At 58.9% G+C, this 15078-nt stretch carries 16 protein-coding genes, 1 other RNA gene and 1 riboswitch; of the genes, 12 read left to right on the top strand and 5 right to left on the bottom strand.

Translation table 11 applies throughout. From position 1 onward, the window contains the following. The first annotated feature begins 62 nt into the window (after window positions 1-62). The 3 genes from ACR0AP_RS18770 to rsgA all read left to right on the top strand — a co-directional run bounded on the left by ACR0AP_RS18770 (window position 63) and on the right by rsgA (window position 3256). Window positions 63-1931, top strand: a complete 1869-nt coding sequence (locus ACR0AP_RS18770) for a bifunctional 2',3'-cyclic-nucleotide 2'-phosphodiesterase/3'-nucleotidase (protein ID WP_480508560.1) — start codon at window positions 63-65, stop codon at window positions 1929-1931. A 39-nt stretch (window positions 1932-1970) separates the two neighbouring features. Next, window positions 1971-2069: signal recognition particle sRNA small type (ffs, locus tag ACR0AP_RS18765), an RNA gene on the top strand. 158 nt (window positions 2070-2227) lie between these two features. Beyond that, a complete protein-coding gene (rsgA, locus tag ACR0AP_RS18760; protein ID WP_480508558.1) occupies window positions 2228-3256 on the top strand; it encodes a ribosome small subunit-dependent GTPase A in 1029 nt (342 codons plus the stop codon). 35 nt (window positions 3257-3291) lie between these two features. Here rsgA and ACR0AP_RS18755 read toward each other — a convergent pair whose 3' ends face one another. After that, window positions 3292-4149 (bottom strand): alpha/beta hydrolase family protein, encoded by an 858-nt coding sequence (locus tag ACR0AP_RS18755; protein WP_480508556.1) that lies wholly within the window; start codon window positions 4147-4149, stop codon window positions 3292-3294. 133 nt (window positions 4150-4282) lie between these two features. Further along, window positions 4283-4501, top strand: a riboswitch (cobalamin riboswitch). Window positions 4502-4591: 90 nt separating this feature from the next. Between ACR0AP_RS18755 and ACR0AP_RS18750 the strand changes: the two genes are divergently transcribed. Further along, a complete protein-coding gene (locus ACR0AP_RS18750) occupies window positions 4592-4999 on the top strand; it encodes a hypothetical protein (protein WP_480508554.1) in 408 nt (135 codons plus the stop codon). Here ACR0AP_RS18750 and ACR0AP_RS18745 read toward each other — a convergent pair. Beyond that, window positions 4991-5503, bottom strand: coding sequence for a protein-tyrosine phosphatase family protein (locus ACR0AP_RS18745; RefSeq protein ID WP_209507716.1), 513 nt, complete (start codon window positions 5501-5503; stop codon window positions 4991-4993). The genes ACR0AP_RS18750 and ACR0AP_RS18745 overlap by 9 nt on opposite strands. A 172-nt stretch (window positions 5504-5675) precedes the next feature. Between ACR0AP_RS18745 and ACR0AP_RS18740 the strand changes: the two genes are divergently transcribed. The 5 genes from ACR0AP_RS18740 (at window position 5676) to ACR0AP_RS18720 (ending at window position 9909) form a co-directional block, all read left to right on the top strand. Beyond that, a complete protein-coding gene (locus ACR0AP_RS18740; protein WP_480508551.1) occupies window positions 5676-7439 on the top strand; it encodes a DNA polymerase III subunit gamma/tau in 1764 nt (587 codons plus the stop codon). A gap of 190 nt (window positions 7440-7629) precedes the next feature. After that, a complete protein-coding gene (locus ACR0AP_RS18735; RefSeq protein WP_209507712.1) occupies window positions 7630-7983 on the top strand; it encodes a YbaB/EbfC family nucleoid-associated protein in 354 nt (117 codons plus the stop codon). A 61-nt stretch (window positions 7984-8044) separates the two neighbouring features. After that, complete coding sequence (gene recR / locus ACR0AP_RS18730) at window positions 8045-8638, top strand: recombination mediator RecR (protein WP_480484672.1); 594 nt, start codon at window positions 8045-8047, stop codon at window positions 8636-8638. Window positions 8639-8743: 105 nt separating this feature from the next. Next, window positions 8744-9283, top strand: a complete 540-nt coding sequence (locus ACR0AP_RS18725; protein WP_480508595.1) for a histidine phosphatase family protein — start codon at window positions 8744-8746, stop codon at window positions 9281-9283. Window positions 9284-9420: 137 nt separating this feature from the next. Further along, the gene (locus ACR0AP_RS18720) at window positions 9421-9909 is read left to right on the top strand and encodes a hypothetical protein (RefSeq protein WP_480484671.1); all 489 of its coding nucleotides are present in this window, start codon (window positions 9421-9423) and stop codon (window positions 9907-9909) included. Here ACR0AP_RS18720 and ACR0AP_RS18715 read toward each other — a convergent pair. Next, the gene (locus tag ACR0AP_RS18715; RefSeq protein ID WP_480488860.1) at window positions 9906-10535 is read right to left on the bottom strand and encodes a ribonuclease T2 family protein; all 630 of its coding nucleotides are present in this window, start codon (window positions 10533-10535) and stop codon (window positions 9906-9908) included. The genes ACR0AP_RS18720 and ACR0AP_RS18715 overlap by 4 nt on opposite strands. A 130-nt stretch (window positions 10536-10665) precedes the next feature. Between ACR0AP_RS18715 and ACR0AP_RS18710 the strand changes: the two genes are divergently transcribed. After that, on the top strand, window positions 10666-11427 hold the full coding sequence (locus ACR0AP_RS18710) for a DUF1013 domain-containing protein (protein ID WP_480508549.1): 762 nt from the start codon (window positions 10666-10668) through the stop codon (window positions 11425-11427). A 51-nt stretch (window positions 11428-11478) separates the two neighbouring features. Further along, window positions 11479-11868, top strand: a complete 390-nt coding sequence (locus tag ACR0AP_RS18705; protein ID WP_480508547.1) for a hypothetical protein — start codon at window positions 11479-11481, stop codon at window positions 11866-11868. Window positions 11869-11924: 56 nt separating this feature from the next. Here the strand turns inward: ACR0AP_RS18705 and ACR0AP_RS18700 are convergent, their stop codons facing one another. Together ACR0AP_RS18700 and ACR0AP_RS18695 are read right to left on the bottom strand one after the other, a co-directional pair. Further along, on the bottom strand, window positions 11925-12956 hold the full coding sequence (locus tag ACR0AP_RS18700; RefSeq protein ID WP_480508545.1) for a permease: 1032 nt from the start codon (window positions 12954-12956) through the stop codon (window positions 11925-11927). Continuing rightward, on the bottom strand, window positions 12949-13257 hold the full coding sequence (locus ACR0AP_RS18695; RefSeq protein ID WP_209507696.1) for an ArsR/SmtB family transcription factor: 309 nt from the start codon (window positions 13255-13257) through the stop codon (window positions 12949-12951). The genes ACR0AP_RS18700 and ACR0AP_RS18695 overlap by 8 nt, the downstream gene beginning before the upstream one ends. A gap of 133 nt (window positions 13258-13390) precedes the next feature. Between ACR0AP_RS18695 and pdxR the strand changes: the two genes are divergently transcribed. Then, window positions 13391-14851 carry a MocR-like pyridoxine biosynthesis transcription factor PdxR gene (pdxR, locus tag ACR0AP_RS18690; protein ID WP_267363605.1) on the top strand — a complete coding sequence of 487 codons (1461 nt, stop codon included), beginning with the start codon at window positions 13391-13393 and terminating at the stop codon, window positions 14849-14851. Window positions 14852-15078 lie beyond the last annotated feature (227 nt).

Here is a 15078-nt window from a genome sequence, read left to right as displayed (position 1 = left end):
TCATCTAGAGTGAATTTTGATGGATTTAATCAATACCCACATTCAATAGCAGAATACTCAAAGTGAAGATCCCCTTCTCGACGCAGGTACAGCCCATTGGTGACAGTGGGAAAATTCGCATTCTGGCCACAACCGACCTGCATATGAACCTGACCGGTTTTGACTATTACACTGACACGCCAGACCAGACGATTGGATTGACACGCACCGCCAGCCTGATCCGCGCAGCCCGGCAAGAGGCCAAGGACGCGCTGGTGCTGATGTTTGACAACGGGGATTCGTTGCAGGGAACCCCAATGGGCGATTGGGCAGCAAAAAGTGGCACTGCCCATCCGATGATGAAGGCGTTCAAAGCCTTGGATTATGACGCGATCGGGCTGGGCAACCATGATTTCGGGTTCGGGCTGGCGACATTGGACAACATCCTGACGCAAGCCCCCTGCCCGGTTATTTGCAGCAACCTGTATCGCACGCGCGGACCTCAGCCCTGGCAGCGGCATATCGTTCTGAACCGCACTGTGTCTTTGAACGGTAAAGACATTCCTGTTCGCATCGGCATCTTCTCGGTTCTTCCGCCGCAAACGGCCTGTTGGGAGGCGCATAATCTGGATGACGATATCGTCGTCGAGGATATCCTGGTTGCGGCAAAGTCCCTGACGCAGACATTGCGCGACGAGGGGTGTGATATCATCGTGGCGCTTGCTCATTCCGGCCTTGGGGGCACCGCACCGGTGGCGGGGATGGAAAACGCCGTGATACCCTTGGCCGCGATCAAAGGCATCGATGCCATTGTAGCCGGGCACACTCACCTGACACTTCCAGGAGAGGGCCATGCCAATACCCCGATGGTCGATCACCTGACGGGGCTGGTACATGGAACGCCCGTTGTCATGCCGGGATCAGCGGGCTCTTACCTGGGGGTTATCGATTTGGCCGTGACCGCCGGGCCGGACGGCAAAGTGCAAATCCGGGATAGCCGCGTCGAACTGCGTCCGGTTATCAGCAACGGCACAGCCGTCGGGGAAGACAGTGAAATTGCGGTCCTGTGTGAGGTGGCGCATCGTATGACCCGTCAATCCGTTGCCGCACCGGTGGCACATATCCCGGATACATTACACAGCTATTTCAGTTGCTGTGCGCCGGATCGCGGGCTGACCCTTGTAGCTGCAGCGCAAGCCGCCGCACTGCGCCCGTTCTTGCAGGGAACCGATCTGGCGGGTCTGCCGACATTGTCGGTTGTTTCGCCTGCCAAATCCGGCGGGCGCGCAGGACCCCGCCATTATACCGAGGTACCCGCCGGAGAGATATGTCTACGCCATGTCGCGGATCTGCATGTGTTTCCCAACGAGTTGCGCGCAATCCGGATCAGCGGTGCGCACCTGCTGGACTGGTTGGAGATGTCAGCCAGCGTATTCAACCAGTTAAAGTCTGGTTCCGAACCCGAACTGATCAACCCTGAACGGGCCGGGTACAATTTCGACATCGTGTTTGGACTGTCTTATCAGATCGACCCCACGCAGCCGCCGCGATACGATGCGCAGGGGAAAATGATCCATCCCGACCACAGGCGGATCAGTGATCTGACATATGCAGGCCATCCCGTTCGACCGGAGCAGATATTCGTTATGGCGCTGAACAATTACCGCGCCAGCGGAGGCGGGCATTTTGCGCATGCGACAACGACAGAGCAGATCAGCCTGCCACCGTTGAGCATCAAGGACCTTGTGCGGGATTACCTGTCACAGCACCTTCCGCCCGATCCGATCGCCAAGCAGCCCTACCCGTTCTCGCTGATGCCGCAGCGGGGCGTGGCGACAATTCTTCGAACAGGTCCGGGCGCCCTGAAATATCTGGATGAGTTACGCAGGTTCGATCCCGTGCTGCTGGGCTCGGATGGCAGGGGATTTGAACGAATCCGCCTGACGCTCTGACGGGTTGTCTTTTCCCGATGCCTTCCCTATATCCGGAGTCGAGAGGTTGGCGCGGGCGAGCGCCTCGCCAACCTGGTCAGGTCCGGAAGGAAGCAGCCACAACGAGCCCCGCTTGGGTCGATGTCCAACCTCTCACTTCGTGAACCATAGCCGCAGGAGGGCTTTATGATTGTATTGAAAACCCTTCGGGCAGACTGGTTCTGATTCACCGGAATCACCTGACTGCCTGAACACACGACCTGCGGATGCGCGATTGCTATCCGTTGGCATTGTTGTTTCTGAAAACAGGCAGATAAATGTCTTATACGCTTTCGGACCTGGGATGGTCCTCTCACTTTGCAGCGCAACACGCAGCTTTTCCTTCTGACACGCCCTTTCGTATCGCATCGGTACATCGGGACCGTCTGATCGGGCTGAGCCCGGATGGTGAAATCCCTTTGCTGACACCGGATAATCCGACCGGTTCATATGCCGTCGGAGATTGGGTCATTGCAGACGCCGAAAACCGCGTGCGCCACCTTCTGGACCGGCGCAGCCTGCTGCAACGCAGAGCTGCCGGTACAGGCGCCGCAACCCAACTGATTGCGGCCAATGTCGATGTATTGTTCATTGTCAGCTCGTGCAATGCGGACTTCAACCTTCCCCGACTGGAACGTTATCTGGTTCTTGCGCACCAGGCCGGATGTTATCCGGTCGTTGTCCTGACGAAAGCTGACCAGTCGGATGATCCCGGAAGTTTCTCGGGACAAGTGGAATCTCTGGACCCGTTTTTGACGGTTTTGGCGATCAACGCTCGGGATCCGGCAGATGTCGAAAAGGTTCTGGCATGGTGTCCCAAAGGCCAGACCGGCGCGCTGGTCGGGTCGTCGGGCGTGGGTAAAACGACGCTCAGCAACACCATGACAGATCAAAACCTCGCCACGTCTGGAATTCGCGAAGACGACGCACGGGGCAGGCACACGACAACGGTGCGTGCGTTGCACCCGATGAGAAACGGTGGATGGTTGATCGACACGCCCGGAATGCGCGCATTGCGCTTGCTGGACGCTCAGGACGGGATCGACGACGTATTCTCGGACATCACAGAGCTTAGCCAAAGCTGCCGCTTTTCGGATTGTCAGCACGAGACCGAGCCCGGCTGTGCCGTGCAGAACTCAATCGACGAAGGCGTGCTTGATCCGGCGCGGCTGGACCGTTGGCGCAAGCTGCGGCGTGAAGATCAGCGAAACTCGGAAACCGTTGCCCAATCGCGGGCGCGGGACAAGGCGTTCGGCAAGATGGTGCGCGGTGTCATGCAGGACAAGAAGCTTCGCAAACGGCCATAACTGCAAGGTGTTAGGAAAACCTGCGTCGCGTCTGATCAGGCGATCAGGCGCGGCCAGACCGCTGCATTGCGACGGGCAAATGCTCCGATATGGCCTATTTCCGGCAGTCCGAATTCAGCAGGCTTCAGAAGGTGGCGTCTGGCCTCGGGGCCGTACAGATCGGCAAGGCGCCAAACTGCCTCGGGCGGAGCCATCTGGTCATCTTCGAACGTGAACAGATCCACAGGTGTTCCAGAACTGCCCCAATGCGCATCAGGCAAATTCTGCCCGATCTCGGGAATGTAGCTAAGAGGAGCTGTACACCATTTGCGCCATTGCCAGTAGACCGAGGCGGGCAGGTCCGAACCAAACCCGATCGCTTTGCCGGGCAGATACCCAAGCGCCCGCACCATCAGCGGTGCATGGCCATACCAGAACAGCCCTGCCAACCCCCGATAGGGCCATGGGTGATCTTTCAAAGTCACCAGCCCCGAACACACACCGATCATTCGGTCGATCTGGTCGATATCCGGCTGCACCGGCCCCAGCATCGCGCCGACGGAATGGCCGATGGTCCACTGCTGCGCCTTTGGAAACCGCCTGCGCATTTCGGCCCGTGCCGCTGGCATGTCGATCAACGCCCAATCCGCCATTGTTGCAGTTGCGTCTTTCAGGCGGCCGACCAAAGAAAGCCCGTAGTCCCGATAGTCATAGGTCAGGCAAGCTATCCCCCGCTCGGTAGCCAGCCATCGCGCAAAGTGTTGATAATAGTCACGCGGCACACCCGTGGCACTGTTCAGCACGACAACGGTTTCCGGCTCACCCACTGGCCGATGCAACCGCGCCGACAAGGTCACGGACCCTGACGGAAAGCGGAAATCTTCGATCAACACCGTCTGTTCCGTATCCAACATGATCCCCGGCTTTCGCTGAAACAATCGGTTTGCCTGCCTTCGATGCCGACGACACTAAGCCGGAACATAATCCGCATCCAGCATGACCAAACGTCCGGCCTAAAGATCGGCTTGACTCGGAACGCGATCAGGCGCTAGCGGTTGTGTGATGGTTTCCGGCCCCCACAAGAGGTCGGGATGAAAAGGGAACACGGTGCGGTTTGTCTGGTCACACAGATATCAACCAAGTCCGCGACTGCCCCCGCAACTGTAAGCGGTAAGCAATGCCGAAATACCACTGGCCCATGGGCTGGGAAGGTCGGCAGAGCAATGACCCGCAAGTCAGGAGACCTGCCATCGGAACTGAAACCGAAACTCGGGCGGGGTGTCCGGGCAGGTCCTGACAGCGAGATGCTGTCCCACCTGCTCCAATATCCAGCCCACCACGCGCGGAGGGCGCAGGATGATCTGGAAGACAAAATCACACGAATACAGCGCAACTGTGTGCCAGCGGACGGGCAAAACCTGCCCGGCTTTGGCGCGACTGGCCCGCTCGATTTCCGAAGCCATGGCGCAGGCGGTTTCGGCCACCAGCGAGGATTTCGAATTTGAAGGTTACAGCGCGCTGTCACATTGCGCGGAGGGGTGCATGGCAGCGATCCGAGCGCGATCCGACAGCGTTCGCGTTTTCTGCGGGGCGCACCCTGATACAGCAATTCGGGATCTGGATGCCTATGCCGATTTGATCTTCGGACCTAAATTCAGCACGCTGCCCTCGGGCATTGTCGCGAACCCGCCTTGCGCCATGATCGAGGTTTCAACGATCCGACCCCCGAAATTCGGTTACGCACCTCAGCAGCTTTCAGCTTGATCCCACTTCCACCTGTGCCGGCGTGATCCGGGACGCCCAGGCCAGCTGCGCATCGGTTTCGACAGCGCACGGGCGTACGGCCCGCAGGCGGTCCAGTGCGTCACTGGCGCGTTCACCGCATTCAACCATCAGTCGCAGAACAATCATCCCGGACCTGCCGCACCCACCACGGCAGTGCACTAGGACCCGGCCACCACCCGACAGTGCATGTCGGGCCGTGGCGCTGACCTCTGGCCAGGCCTTCTGAACCGCTTGCGTTGGCGCTCCAAAATCTTCGATCGGCAGGTGAACCCACCGGCTGGCCCGGCTTTGGATGTCGCTGCCAAAGTGCTGCGCGCCATCCTGAAGCATTTCGACATCCGTCGTCATTGAAATCACAAGGCCCGGTTTCCACGCCGCAATCGTATCCAGATCGGTGGCGTAATCCCCGCCACGACCGGGCATTGAAGTAAGGGCAAGCGTCCCGCCTCCGACCTGCAGAGCAAAGATGACCAACTGCGACATGAAGTGCGTCCTCCCCCAAGGTACTCTTTAAGAAATGAGTCATTAAATCCGCTGGTCCAGTTTAGTTGGAAACCAGCCCGTTCCTGAAACAAAAAATCATCGCGCCCCACAGTGGACGCGGACTGCCGCCGCCACTACGCTGTGCCGAAGCACCGAATCCGAGCGAGAAGACATGACAGACACGCCCAGCCCCGCCTATCAGGTTCTCGCCCGCAAATACCGTCCGGAAACCTTTGCCGATCTGGTGGGTCAGGATGCCATGGTGCGCACCCTAAAAAACGCTTTCGAGGCCGACCGGATCGCGCAGGCCTTTATCATGACCGGCATTCGCGGGACGGGTAAAACGACCACGGCGCGGATCATCGCCAAGGGCATGAACTGCATCGGACCCGACGGAACCGGTGGCCCCACAACCGAACCCTGCGGTCAGTGCGAACATTGTGTCGCCATCATGGAAGGCCGCCATGTCGATGTGATGGAAATGGATGCCGCCAGCCGTACCGGCGTCAACGATATCCGCGAGATCATCGACAGTGTACGCTATCGCGCCGCCAGTGCGCGCTACAAGATCTACATCATCGACGAGGTTCACATGCTCTCGACCAGCGCATTCAACGCGCTGCTCAAGACGTTGGAAGAACCGCCCGCACATGTGAAATTCATCTTCGCGACCACCGAGATTCGCAAAGTGCCGGTCACGGTTCTGTCGCGGTGTCAGCGCTTTGACCTGCGCCGGATCGAGCCCGAAGACATGATCGGCCTGCTGCGCAAGATCGCCGGGGCCGAGAGCGCGCAGATCGCCGACGACGCGCTGGCGTTGATCACCCGCGCTGCAGAAGGGTCGGCCCGCGACGCGACCTCATTGCTGGATCAGGCAATCTCGCACGGGGCCGGAGAGACGACGGCGGATCAGGTCCGTGCGATGCTGGGTCTGGCGGATCGTGGTCGGGTTCTGGACCTGATGGACATGATCCTGCGCGGTGACGCGGCAGGGGCGCTTACTGAACTGAGCGGGCAATATGCGGAAGGCGCGGACCCTCTGGCCGTGCTGCGCGATCTGGCCGAAATCACGCATTGGGTGTCCGTCGTAAAGATCACACCTGACGCGGCCGAAGACCCGACGGTTTCCCCCGACGAACGCACACGGGGCCAGCACATGGCCGAGGCTTTGCCGATGCGGGTTCTGACCCGGATGTGGCAGATGCTGCTGAAGGCGCTGGAAGAAGTCTCTGCGGCGCCCAACGCGATGATGGCCGCCGAGATGGCCGTTATCCGGCTGACGCATGTCGCTGATTTGCCCAGCCCCGAAGAGCTGATCAAACGGCTGCAAGACACCCCGCCTCCGCCTCCCGGCGGGCCGGGCGGAGGCATGTCAATGTCGCGACAGGCCCCGGTGGCAACGCAATCCAACGCGACCCCGCCGCCTGCTTATACATCGCCCCCGCGCGGAGCGGGTGGCGCACCGGTTGCCGCACTGTCGCAGGATGCACAGACGGCCCTGGCCCGCTATCCAACCTTCGGGCATGTGGTGGAACTGATCCGCACAAACCGCGATGTGAAACTGCTTGTCGAGGTGGAAAGCGGCGTGCGCCTTGTGTCGTATCAGCCCGGCCGGATCGAATTCACCCCGACGCCTCAGGCACCGTCGGATTTGGCGTCGCGATTGGGCTCTGCCCTGCAACGATGGACCGGCAATCGGTGGGCCGTCTCCATTGTCTCGGACGGAGATGCGGCGACCATTGCGGAAGTACGGGACCGGGCCGAACTTGCCCTGAAAGCCGAGGCCGAAGAACACCCGCTGGTTCAGGCCGTTCTGACGCAATTCCCCAAGGCAAAGATCATTCGGATCGAAACACCGGAGCAGCGCGCCGCCAAGGTTGAGACCGAGGCCCTTCCCGAGGTCGAAGATGAATGGGACCCCTTCGAAGAGGATTAGCCCCTCAGCCCGCAGGTCCACGCTTCAAGAAACCAGCATACTCACGCCCCTCCACCATGCAACTGAGGGAGGGAATGCAAGCGCATAAATGATCGGTCCGCGACGCTCTGATCTGGACAGGCGGGAGACCTCTTGTGCCGCCTGCCTGCGGTCCGTATTTAGAACCAAACAGAAACACAGGAGACGACTGATGCTGAAAGGACTCGGCGGGCTTGGCGGTCTGGGCGACATGGCCAAGATGATGAAATCCGCACAAGACCTGCAAACCAAGATGACCGAAATGCAGGAAGAACTGAACAACATGATGGTTGTCGGCGAATCCGGTGCAGGACTGGTCAAGGCAACAGCTACAGCCAAGGGTGAACTCAAGGGGCTGGACATTGATCCGTCGATCTTCAACGGCGACGACAAGGAAGTGGTCGAAGACCTGATCCTGGCCGCGATCAAGGACGCTCAGGCCAAAGCTGCCGAACGTTCACAGGAAGAGATGGGCAAGCTGACCGAAAGCATGGGCCTGCCCAAAGACATCAAGCTACCGTTCTAAGCTTCATCTTTTCCCAAATACTCCCGCCGGAGGCTCCCTCCGGCGCAAAGCAGGACAGGCCATGGGAACGAACAGCGAAATCGACAATCTGATCGACCTGATGGCCAAACTGCCGGGGCTGGGCCCGCGCTCGGCCCGCCGCGCGGTGCTGCACCTGATCCGCAAACGCGCCTTGCTGCTGACGCCCCTGTCAGACGCTATGCAGCAAGTGGCCGTCACCGCCCGCGAATGCCTGAATTGCGGCAACGTAGGCACCACCGATATCTGTGACATCTGCAATAGTGAGGCCCGAGCGACCGGCGAACTCTGCGTGGTCGAGGACGTCGCCGACCTCTGGGCGATGGAGCGGTCAGGCGTCTTCAAAGGCCGCTATCACGTGCTGGGTGGCACGCTGTCTGCACTGGACGGGGTCGGCCCGGACGAGCTGCGCATTCCCCGCCTCAAGGATCGGGTCCTGGCCGAAGGGATCACCGAAGTGATCCTTGCCCTGAACGCCACCGTCGACGGTCAGACCACCGCCCATTACATCGCGGACCAGCTGGAAGGTCAGGTGCGCCTGACCTCACTGGCGCAAGGCGTGCCCATCGGCGGAGAGTTGGATTATTTGGATGACGGAACGATCACGGCGGCGCTCCGGGCGCGCAAGGAAATTTAGGTCAGCATCTATAAATCAACGTCCCTGATAAAGAGTCAGCACGAACGGCATCTCAAACGGTATTCAATTCAGGTACACATCTTGAACAATTATCCAGATCTTTTTGTGCTGCGACATGGCGAAACCGAATGGAACACACTGGGGAAGTTCCAAGGGCGCAAGAATTCGCCGTTGACGGAAATTGGCAAGTCTCAGGCCCGGAAACAAAATGAGATACTCAGGCGAATACCGAATGCACCTTTGCGCGTTTTCGTCAGCCCGCAAAAGAGAGCAATGCATACCGCCCGCTTGGCAACAACGCCTCATCATGAGTTGATACATGATGAACGGCTTATGGAAATCGCGTTTGGGCAATGGGAAGGCGCAACGCGTGATTTCATCCGAGAGCAAATCGATTGTTCCTATGAAAGCTTTCATTGGTTCTTCCGCAGCCCGGGTGGAGAAAGCTTTGATGATATCTGCGGTAGAGTAGACTCATTTCTGAAGGAACAAGATGAACCTGCGATCATAGTAACCCACGGCGTCACGTCCTTGGTGCTAAGAGGGCTTTGGTTGGGTCTCGATCTGGACAAGTTGCTACAGCTACCCCGAACTCAGGGTTGCGTGTTTCATCTTTCAAACGGAGTTGAAACCATAGTGACCTGAACAAATTGCTTGGGTTCGAAACTCATGTTGTACTCATCATCGTTGTCAGAACAGTCGCGGTGACAAAAAAGCGACTTTGGATGACCATGGAACTACTCTAAGGATAGGTAAACTCAGCGATTATTTTGGAGCCGCCCATGACCCGCCTTCTCGCCATTACCTTCGCCGCCTTCACCGCAACCGCTGCCCTGTCGCAGGAACTGGTCGACAAGGGCTTCGTCGAAGGCTGGAACATTATGATGGACCCCGCGCTTGGGAACGGGTGCCTGATCCAGACGGTCTATCAGGACCTCTCGGTCGTGCGGCTGGGCTATGACGCGTTGGATAATCGCGGGTATTTCGCCGTTTACAACAAGGCCTGGGGCGACATTAAGCAAGGTGAGAGCTATCCCATCCGGTTCGAACTGGACGGCAAGAGCTTTGATGCCACCGCTATCGGGTTCAATGAACGCAAAGTGCCCGGTGCGACGGTGTTTTTTACCGACCGGAATTTCGTCACCGCGATTGCCCAGAACAAGACGATGACGGTTTACAATCCCGCAGGTGAGGTGGTGATGGCGATTGATCTGAAAGGCACCGCCAAGGCGCTGGACTATGCGCGGGACTGCCAGAACAAGAAGCTCTAGCGAATCGGATCGAACAGCGCGTCCTTGGCGGTGCAGTCGCGAATTACATCGCGGCCGCATGGCACCGGATCAAGGTCGCGCGACAGGCATAGGCGGACCTCTTCGATATAGCCCTGTTTGCAGGTGACCGTGATCATATCGCGCTCCAGTTCCGGATTGGCTTTCAAAAACGCATCCTCGACCACCGAAGCCGGCAGTTTGACGGATGCGTCCAGCTTGCGGAAGACCTGCGGGCGTTCGACAGCGTCATAGGCACGCCGGGACAGGGCGAAATAGTCGGGCGCAGATAGCCCCGAACAGGTGCCGTGTTTCTTCCACTGATGCCATGCAAGGCCCGCACTACCCTGAATATCTTCCATTTCCCGCGTCATGCGGCGTGTTGGCGGCGCCTCGGGCGAGCGGCAGAAGGATGGCCAGCCCTGATGAAATTGCGGCCAGAGCCCGTGCAGGATCCATCCGTGGTCGTGCCGGTCGTCACATTGGTCTGACCCGCGCGCGTCCCCTTCACGGGCGCACCAGTTGGGCGACCAGCTGAGAGACAGGACGTAATAGTCGAACTCACCTGCTTTTTCACCTTCGGCCAGCGCTGTCATCGCGCTGAAGACCCACAATACGACCCAGCGCATTCGCCTCTTCCCTTCTTGCTGCGTGGCGACTATATACGGGCCAAGTTCCCCGACAACGGAAACCTGCCCCAAGACCAAGGGGCCGCCGAATTCCGGCGACGGGAAAGATGTATGTATAGGAGACGGGCTGATGGCAAAACCGCTTATGGCCAAGGCAACCGCCGTATGGCTGGTGGACAACACCACGATCAGCTTCAAGCAGATCGCGGATTTCGTAGGGATGCACGAACTGGAAGTGCAGGGCATCGCCGATGGCGATGTGGCCGCAGGCGTAAAGGGCTTTGACCCGATCGCAAACAACCAGCTGACCCAGGATGAGATCGACGCCGCGCAGAACAACCCGCTGCACAAGCTGAAGCTCAAGTTCAACCCGGCGGCATCCGGCGAAGAAAAGCGCCGTGGCCCGCGGTATACCCCGCTGTCCAAGCGTCAGGACCGTCCGAACTCGATCCTGTGGCTGGTCAAGTTCCACCCCGAACTCAGCGATGGCCAGATCGCCAAGCTGGTTGGCACCACCAAGCCGACCATCCAGTCGATCCGCGAGCGCACCCACTGGAATATCTCGAACATGCAGCCGATCGACCCGGTTGCGCTGGGCCTGTGCAAACAGTCCGAACTGGATGCGATCGTGCAGAAGGCCGCAGCCAAGAAAGCGGCCGAAGGCGGCGTGATGAGCGATGACGAGCGTCGCAAGCTGGTTTCGACCGAGCAGTCGCTCGAAATGGATGCCGCGCCGAAAATCCCGACCGCGATCGAAGGTCTGGAGACCTTCTCGCTGTCCGATGACCGGTCGGATGAAAAAGACGACGAGCCTGTTATCGACGCCGACAGCTTCTTTAACCTGCCCAAAGGCGGGGCGGATGATGAAGACGAGGATGATCCTCGTCTGTAACAGGCAATCAGCCCCGGTCGGAACGGCTGGGGCTTTTTTGACGGACTTGTCATGCTGAACATACTTTCTGCGATTTTCGGCCCGCACCGCGCCGTAACGATCTATGCCTTTCTCAGGACATGGGGGCTGGGTCTGGCGGGCGGTATTGTCATGATTGCCATCGTTACCACCTTGTTTCTGTTGGGGGACGAAGGCGAACACGAGCACGAGGCTTTCCTGATCGTACCGGTTCTGTCCGCGACGCCGGTGAACGGGGACCTGAAGAACGGCGTCGTGGCCTCGGTTCGCCTGCCCGATGGATCGGCCACGTCGATTACGTCGACCGAGTCGCAGATTTCACAAACCGTTGGAACGACGGCCTGCGTGGAAAAACGCGTTTACGTTAAAAGCGGTGAAGCCCGGTATCGATTCAAACTGCCCAGCCTCTGCGAATCCGGTTGATCGAGATAACCAACGAAATAAGGCCACCCGATGCTGACATCGGGCAGCTTTTTCATTCAAACCACCTGAAAGATGATACCTGCGATTATTGCGCCCCCCACACCAAGGCTCAGGTAGGCGGCAAACACGCGCGGTTTGACCAATGACCAGACTGCGGCCATCGCCGGTATGGAACTGACGGCTCCCGCAACCATGAACGACATCGCAGCCCCCGCGGTCATGCCCTGATCGATCAGACCCGCCAGCAGCGGCGGCGCGACGTAAGAGTTCAGATAGGCCGGCATCCCCACCAGCGCGGCGACAATGATCGGCAGCACGCCTTCTCCGCCAACGACGCCAGCGATCAGGTCCGCAGGCACATAGTTGACCAACAAAGCTTCGAGCACATAGGCCAGCGCCAGCCACTTCAGCAGGAACAGCCCGTTGTGCACGAATTCCGAACGGAACCGAACGCGACGCTCGGGCTCTTGCCAGAACTTCCAGACCGGCGTGTCATCCGCTTTCGGACCACATCCACAACACCCGGCAGGCTTGTATTCGCGCAAAGGCTGCGCAAACGCCCCCTGCCGCATCAGCAACCGAACCGCGAACCCGCCGAACAGGCCAAGCGCAACGGCTGCAACCGCTTTACCGATGGCAAAGGGCCACCCCAGCGCGGCTGCCGTAATCAAAAGCGTCGGTGGGTCGATCAATGGCGAGCTGAGCCAGAACGCCATCACGGCCGACAGCGGCGCTCCGAGTGCAAGCAAGCCCGCAATAAAGGGAATGACTTCGCAAGAACAAAATGGTGCGAGGCCGCCGAACAGGGCGGCCAGAAAGATCATCCGGGTTTCGCGCCCTTCAAAAGCGCGCGCCACCATCACCTCGGCCCCGGTTGCCTTGAGATATGACAACAGAAGCACGGCAAACAAGATGTATTGTCCTGTATGCGCTAAGGCCCTGACTGCAAAACTCGCAACCTCACGCAGGTTGCCGGGGTCGAGAACGGCCACCGCCACAAGAATGGCGACGATCAATGCCCAGGGCGTCTTGATCATCTCAAGCGCACCTTTGGCGGTCGTTCGGGGGGATTGCGTCAATTCAGCCATCGTTGGCCGCCTTTCCAACCGCGTCAGCGCAGCATTCGCTAAGAATGAACTGCGCCAGCGTCTTCAATTCGTCATAACAGGCCCGGTTGATCGTGGTGCGACCGATCTTTTCCTGCTCAACCACACCTCCGGCTGCAAGAAACCGCAGGTGGTGCGCCAAAGTCGACGGGGCAATCCCCGTCCGGTTCTGGATTTCGCCAACGGTCAGACCGGCCTCACCAGCCCGCACTAGCGTCTTGAGGACTTTCAGCCGGGCTTCCGAACCCATGGCGGAAAATCCGGCAGCAGCAGTTTCCCACATGAGTTGCCTCCATTAAACTAGATCTCTAGTTTTGTAGTTTCACAAAGGACCCTGGTCAACCCACCTTGGGAAAATTTTTCATGACACTGTAAGTCCAGATTGCCCCTGCCTTAAGTCCAACCTATAAGCAGGCATGGGGATATCGGTCGAAACATTCTTTCTTGAGCTCAACGGTCAGGGCACGTTGCAGGCCCAGATCCAGCAGATGATTGCCGAGGGCATTCTGTCCGGTCGCTTTCACGTGGGGGAAAAACTGCCATCCTCGCGAAAGCTGGCCGCACATCTGGGCGTCAGCCGCATCACGGTGACGCTTGCCTATACCGAGTTGCTGGCCAATGATTATCTGACGGCAAAGGGCCGGTCAGGATATTACGTCTCGCAAAACGCACCGGTTCCGCCCAAATACTCGCCCGTGCAGCGCGGCACGGAATCTGTCGACTGGGACAGGGCATTGGCGCGCCGCTTTCTGGACAGCGACGTCCTGCCGAAACCCAGCAATTGGCGCGAATACCGCTATCCGTTCATCTACGGTCAGGCCGACCGAACCCTGTTTGATCACGCCAACTGGAGATTATGCGCGGTTCGCGCATTGGGGCACAAAGACTTCGATTCGCTGACAGGGGATTACGTGGATCAGGATGATCCGTTGCTAATCGAATTCATCGCGCGCCACACCCTGCCGCGCCGTGGTATCGTCGCCCGCCCCGAAGAGATCTTGATCACCCTGGGCGCGCAGAACGCGCTTTGGCTGGCCTCACGCATCTTGCTGACACACAAACGCACGGCCGTAATCGAAGATCCCTGCTACTACGCGCTGCGAAGCCTTTTGAACCACTGGGACTGCGCTGTGACCCCCCTGAGCGTCGATCGCGACGGCTTGCCACCAGAAGCGATCCCCGACGAAGCAGATGTCATCTTTACCACCCCCAGCCATCAAAGCCCGACAACCGCGACGATGCCGATCGACCGCCGCAACAAGCTACTGGATCGGGCACGCGATCTGGATGCAATGGTTGTCGAGGACGACTATGAATTCGAAATGGCCTTTCGCAGCGCACCTTCGCCTGCACTCAAGTCCATGGATCGGGATGGGCGCGTGATTTACGTCGGCAGTTTTTCCAAGTCGCTGTTTCCGGGATTGCGGCTTGGATACATGGTCGGATCCGAGCCTTTCATCCGCGAAGCACGTGCTCTTCGCTCGTTGGTCCTGCGCCACCCTCCGGGTCATATTCAGCGCACGGCAGCGTATTTTCTGTCATTGGGCCATTACGACGCTCAGATCCGACGTATGTCGAAAGCCCTGCAAGAGCGGCGCGATGCGATGGACAAAGCCATCGAAGAAAGCGGGCTGACAGTGGCCGGGCGGGGCGTAATGGGTGGCTCATCAATGTGGATGTCGGCCCCCGAGCACGTCAACACAACGCAGCTTGCGCTAAAGCTGCAGAACCAGGGTGTTCATATCGAACCGGGTGCTCCGTTTTTCTCGGGGCCCGACAGGCCGCAGAATTTCTACCGCCTCGGGTACTCTTCTATTTCGACCAACCGCATAGGCCCCGGCGTCGAACTGATCGCGGATGCCATCCGGTCTGCCTGAGATCGCACTGGACATATTCCGCAGACGCGTCTGGCCCTAACGCAGGTCGCACCCTTACGCCAAAACCATATCAACCCCCGGGTCCCGGTGCCCGGTTTTCTCACTCTTGCTTGGAGAACACCCCTATGAAGATGACGACGGAAGAGGCCTTTGTTAAGGTTTTGCAGATGCATGGTATTGAACATGCGTTTGGGATCATTGGCTCTGCGATGATGCCGATTTCGGAT

It is taken from the genome of Ruegeria sp. AF7 (genome assembly GCF_056541885.1).
The sequence above is the reverse complement of the archived record's forward strand: the minus strand, read 5'-3'. Positions and strand labels throughout refer to the sequence as shown.

What these genes read in the sequence shown, in the direction of transcription:
- rsgA (WP_480508558.1), top strand. Translation starts at nt 2,228, where the DNA reads ATGTCTTATACGCTTTCGGACCTGGGATGGTCCTCTCACTTTGCAGCG.
- ACR0AP_RS18755 (WP_480508556.1), bottom strand. Translation starts at nt 4,149, where the DNA reads ATGTTGGATACGGAACAGACGGTGTTGATCGAAGATTTCCGCTTTCCG.
- ACR0AP_RS18750 (WP_480508554.1), top strand. Translation starts at nt 4,592, where the DNA reads ATGATCTGGAAGACAAAATCACACGAATACAGCGCAACTGTGTGCCAG.
- ACR0AP_RS18745 (WP_209507716.1), bottom strand. Translation starts at nt 5,503, where the DNA reads ATGTCGCAGTTGGTCATCTTTGCTCTGCAGGTCGGAGGCGGGACGCTT.
- ACR0AP_RS18740 (WP_480508551.1), top strand. Translation starts at nt 5,676, where the DNA reads ATGACAGACACGCCCAGCCCCGCCTATCAGGTTCTCGCCCGCAAATAC.
- ACR0AP_RS18735 (WP_209507712.1), top strand. Translation starts at nt 7,630, where the DNA reads ATGCTGAAAGGACTCGGCGGGCTTGGCGGTCTGGGCGACATGGCCAAG.
- recR (WP_480484672.1), top strand. Translation starts at nt 8,045, where the DNA reads ATGGGAACGAACAGCGAAATCGACAATCTGATCGACCTGATGGCCAAA.
- ACR0AP_RS18720 (WP_480484671.1), top strand. Translation starts at nt 9,421, where the DNA reads ATGACCCGCCTTCTCGCCATTACCTTCGCCGCCTTCACCGCAACCGCT.
- ACR0AP_RS18715 (WP_480488860.1), bottom strand. Translation starts at nt 10,535, where the DNA reads ATGCGCTGGGTCGTATTGTGGGTCTTCAGCGCGATGACAGCGCTGGCC.
- ACR0AP_RS18710 (WP_480508549.1), top strand. Translation starts at nt 10,666, where the DNA reads ATGGCAAAACCGCTTATGGCCAAGGCAACCGCCGTATGGCTGGTGGAC.
- ACR0AP_RS18705 (WP_480508547.1), top strand. Translation starts at nt 11,479, where the DNA reads ATGCTGAACATACTTTCTGCGATTTTCGGCCCGCACCGCGCCGTAACG.
- ACR0AP_RS18700 (WP_480508545.1), bottom strand. Translation starts at nt 12,956, where the DNA reads ATGGCTGAATTGACGCAATCCCCCCGAACGACCGCCAAAGGTGCGCTT.
- ACR0AP_RS18695 (WP_209507696.1), bottom strand. Translation starts at nt 13,257, where the DNA reads ATGTGGGAAACTGCTGCTGCCGGATTTTCCGCCATGGGTTCGGAAGCC.
- pdxR (WP_267363605.1), top strand. Translation starts at nt 13,391, where the DNA reads ATGGGGATATCGGTCGAAACATTCTTTCTTGAGCTCAACGGTCAGGGC.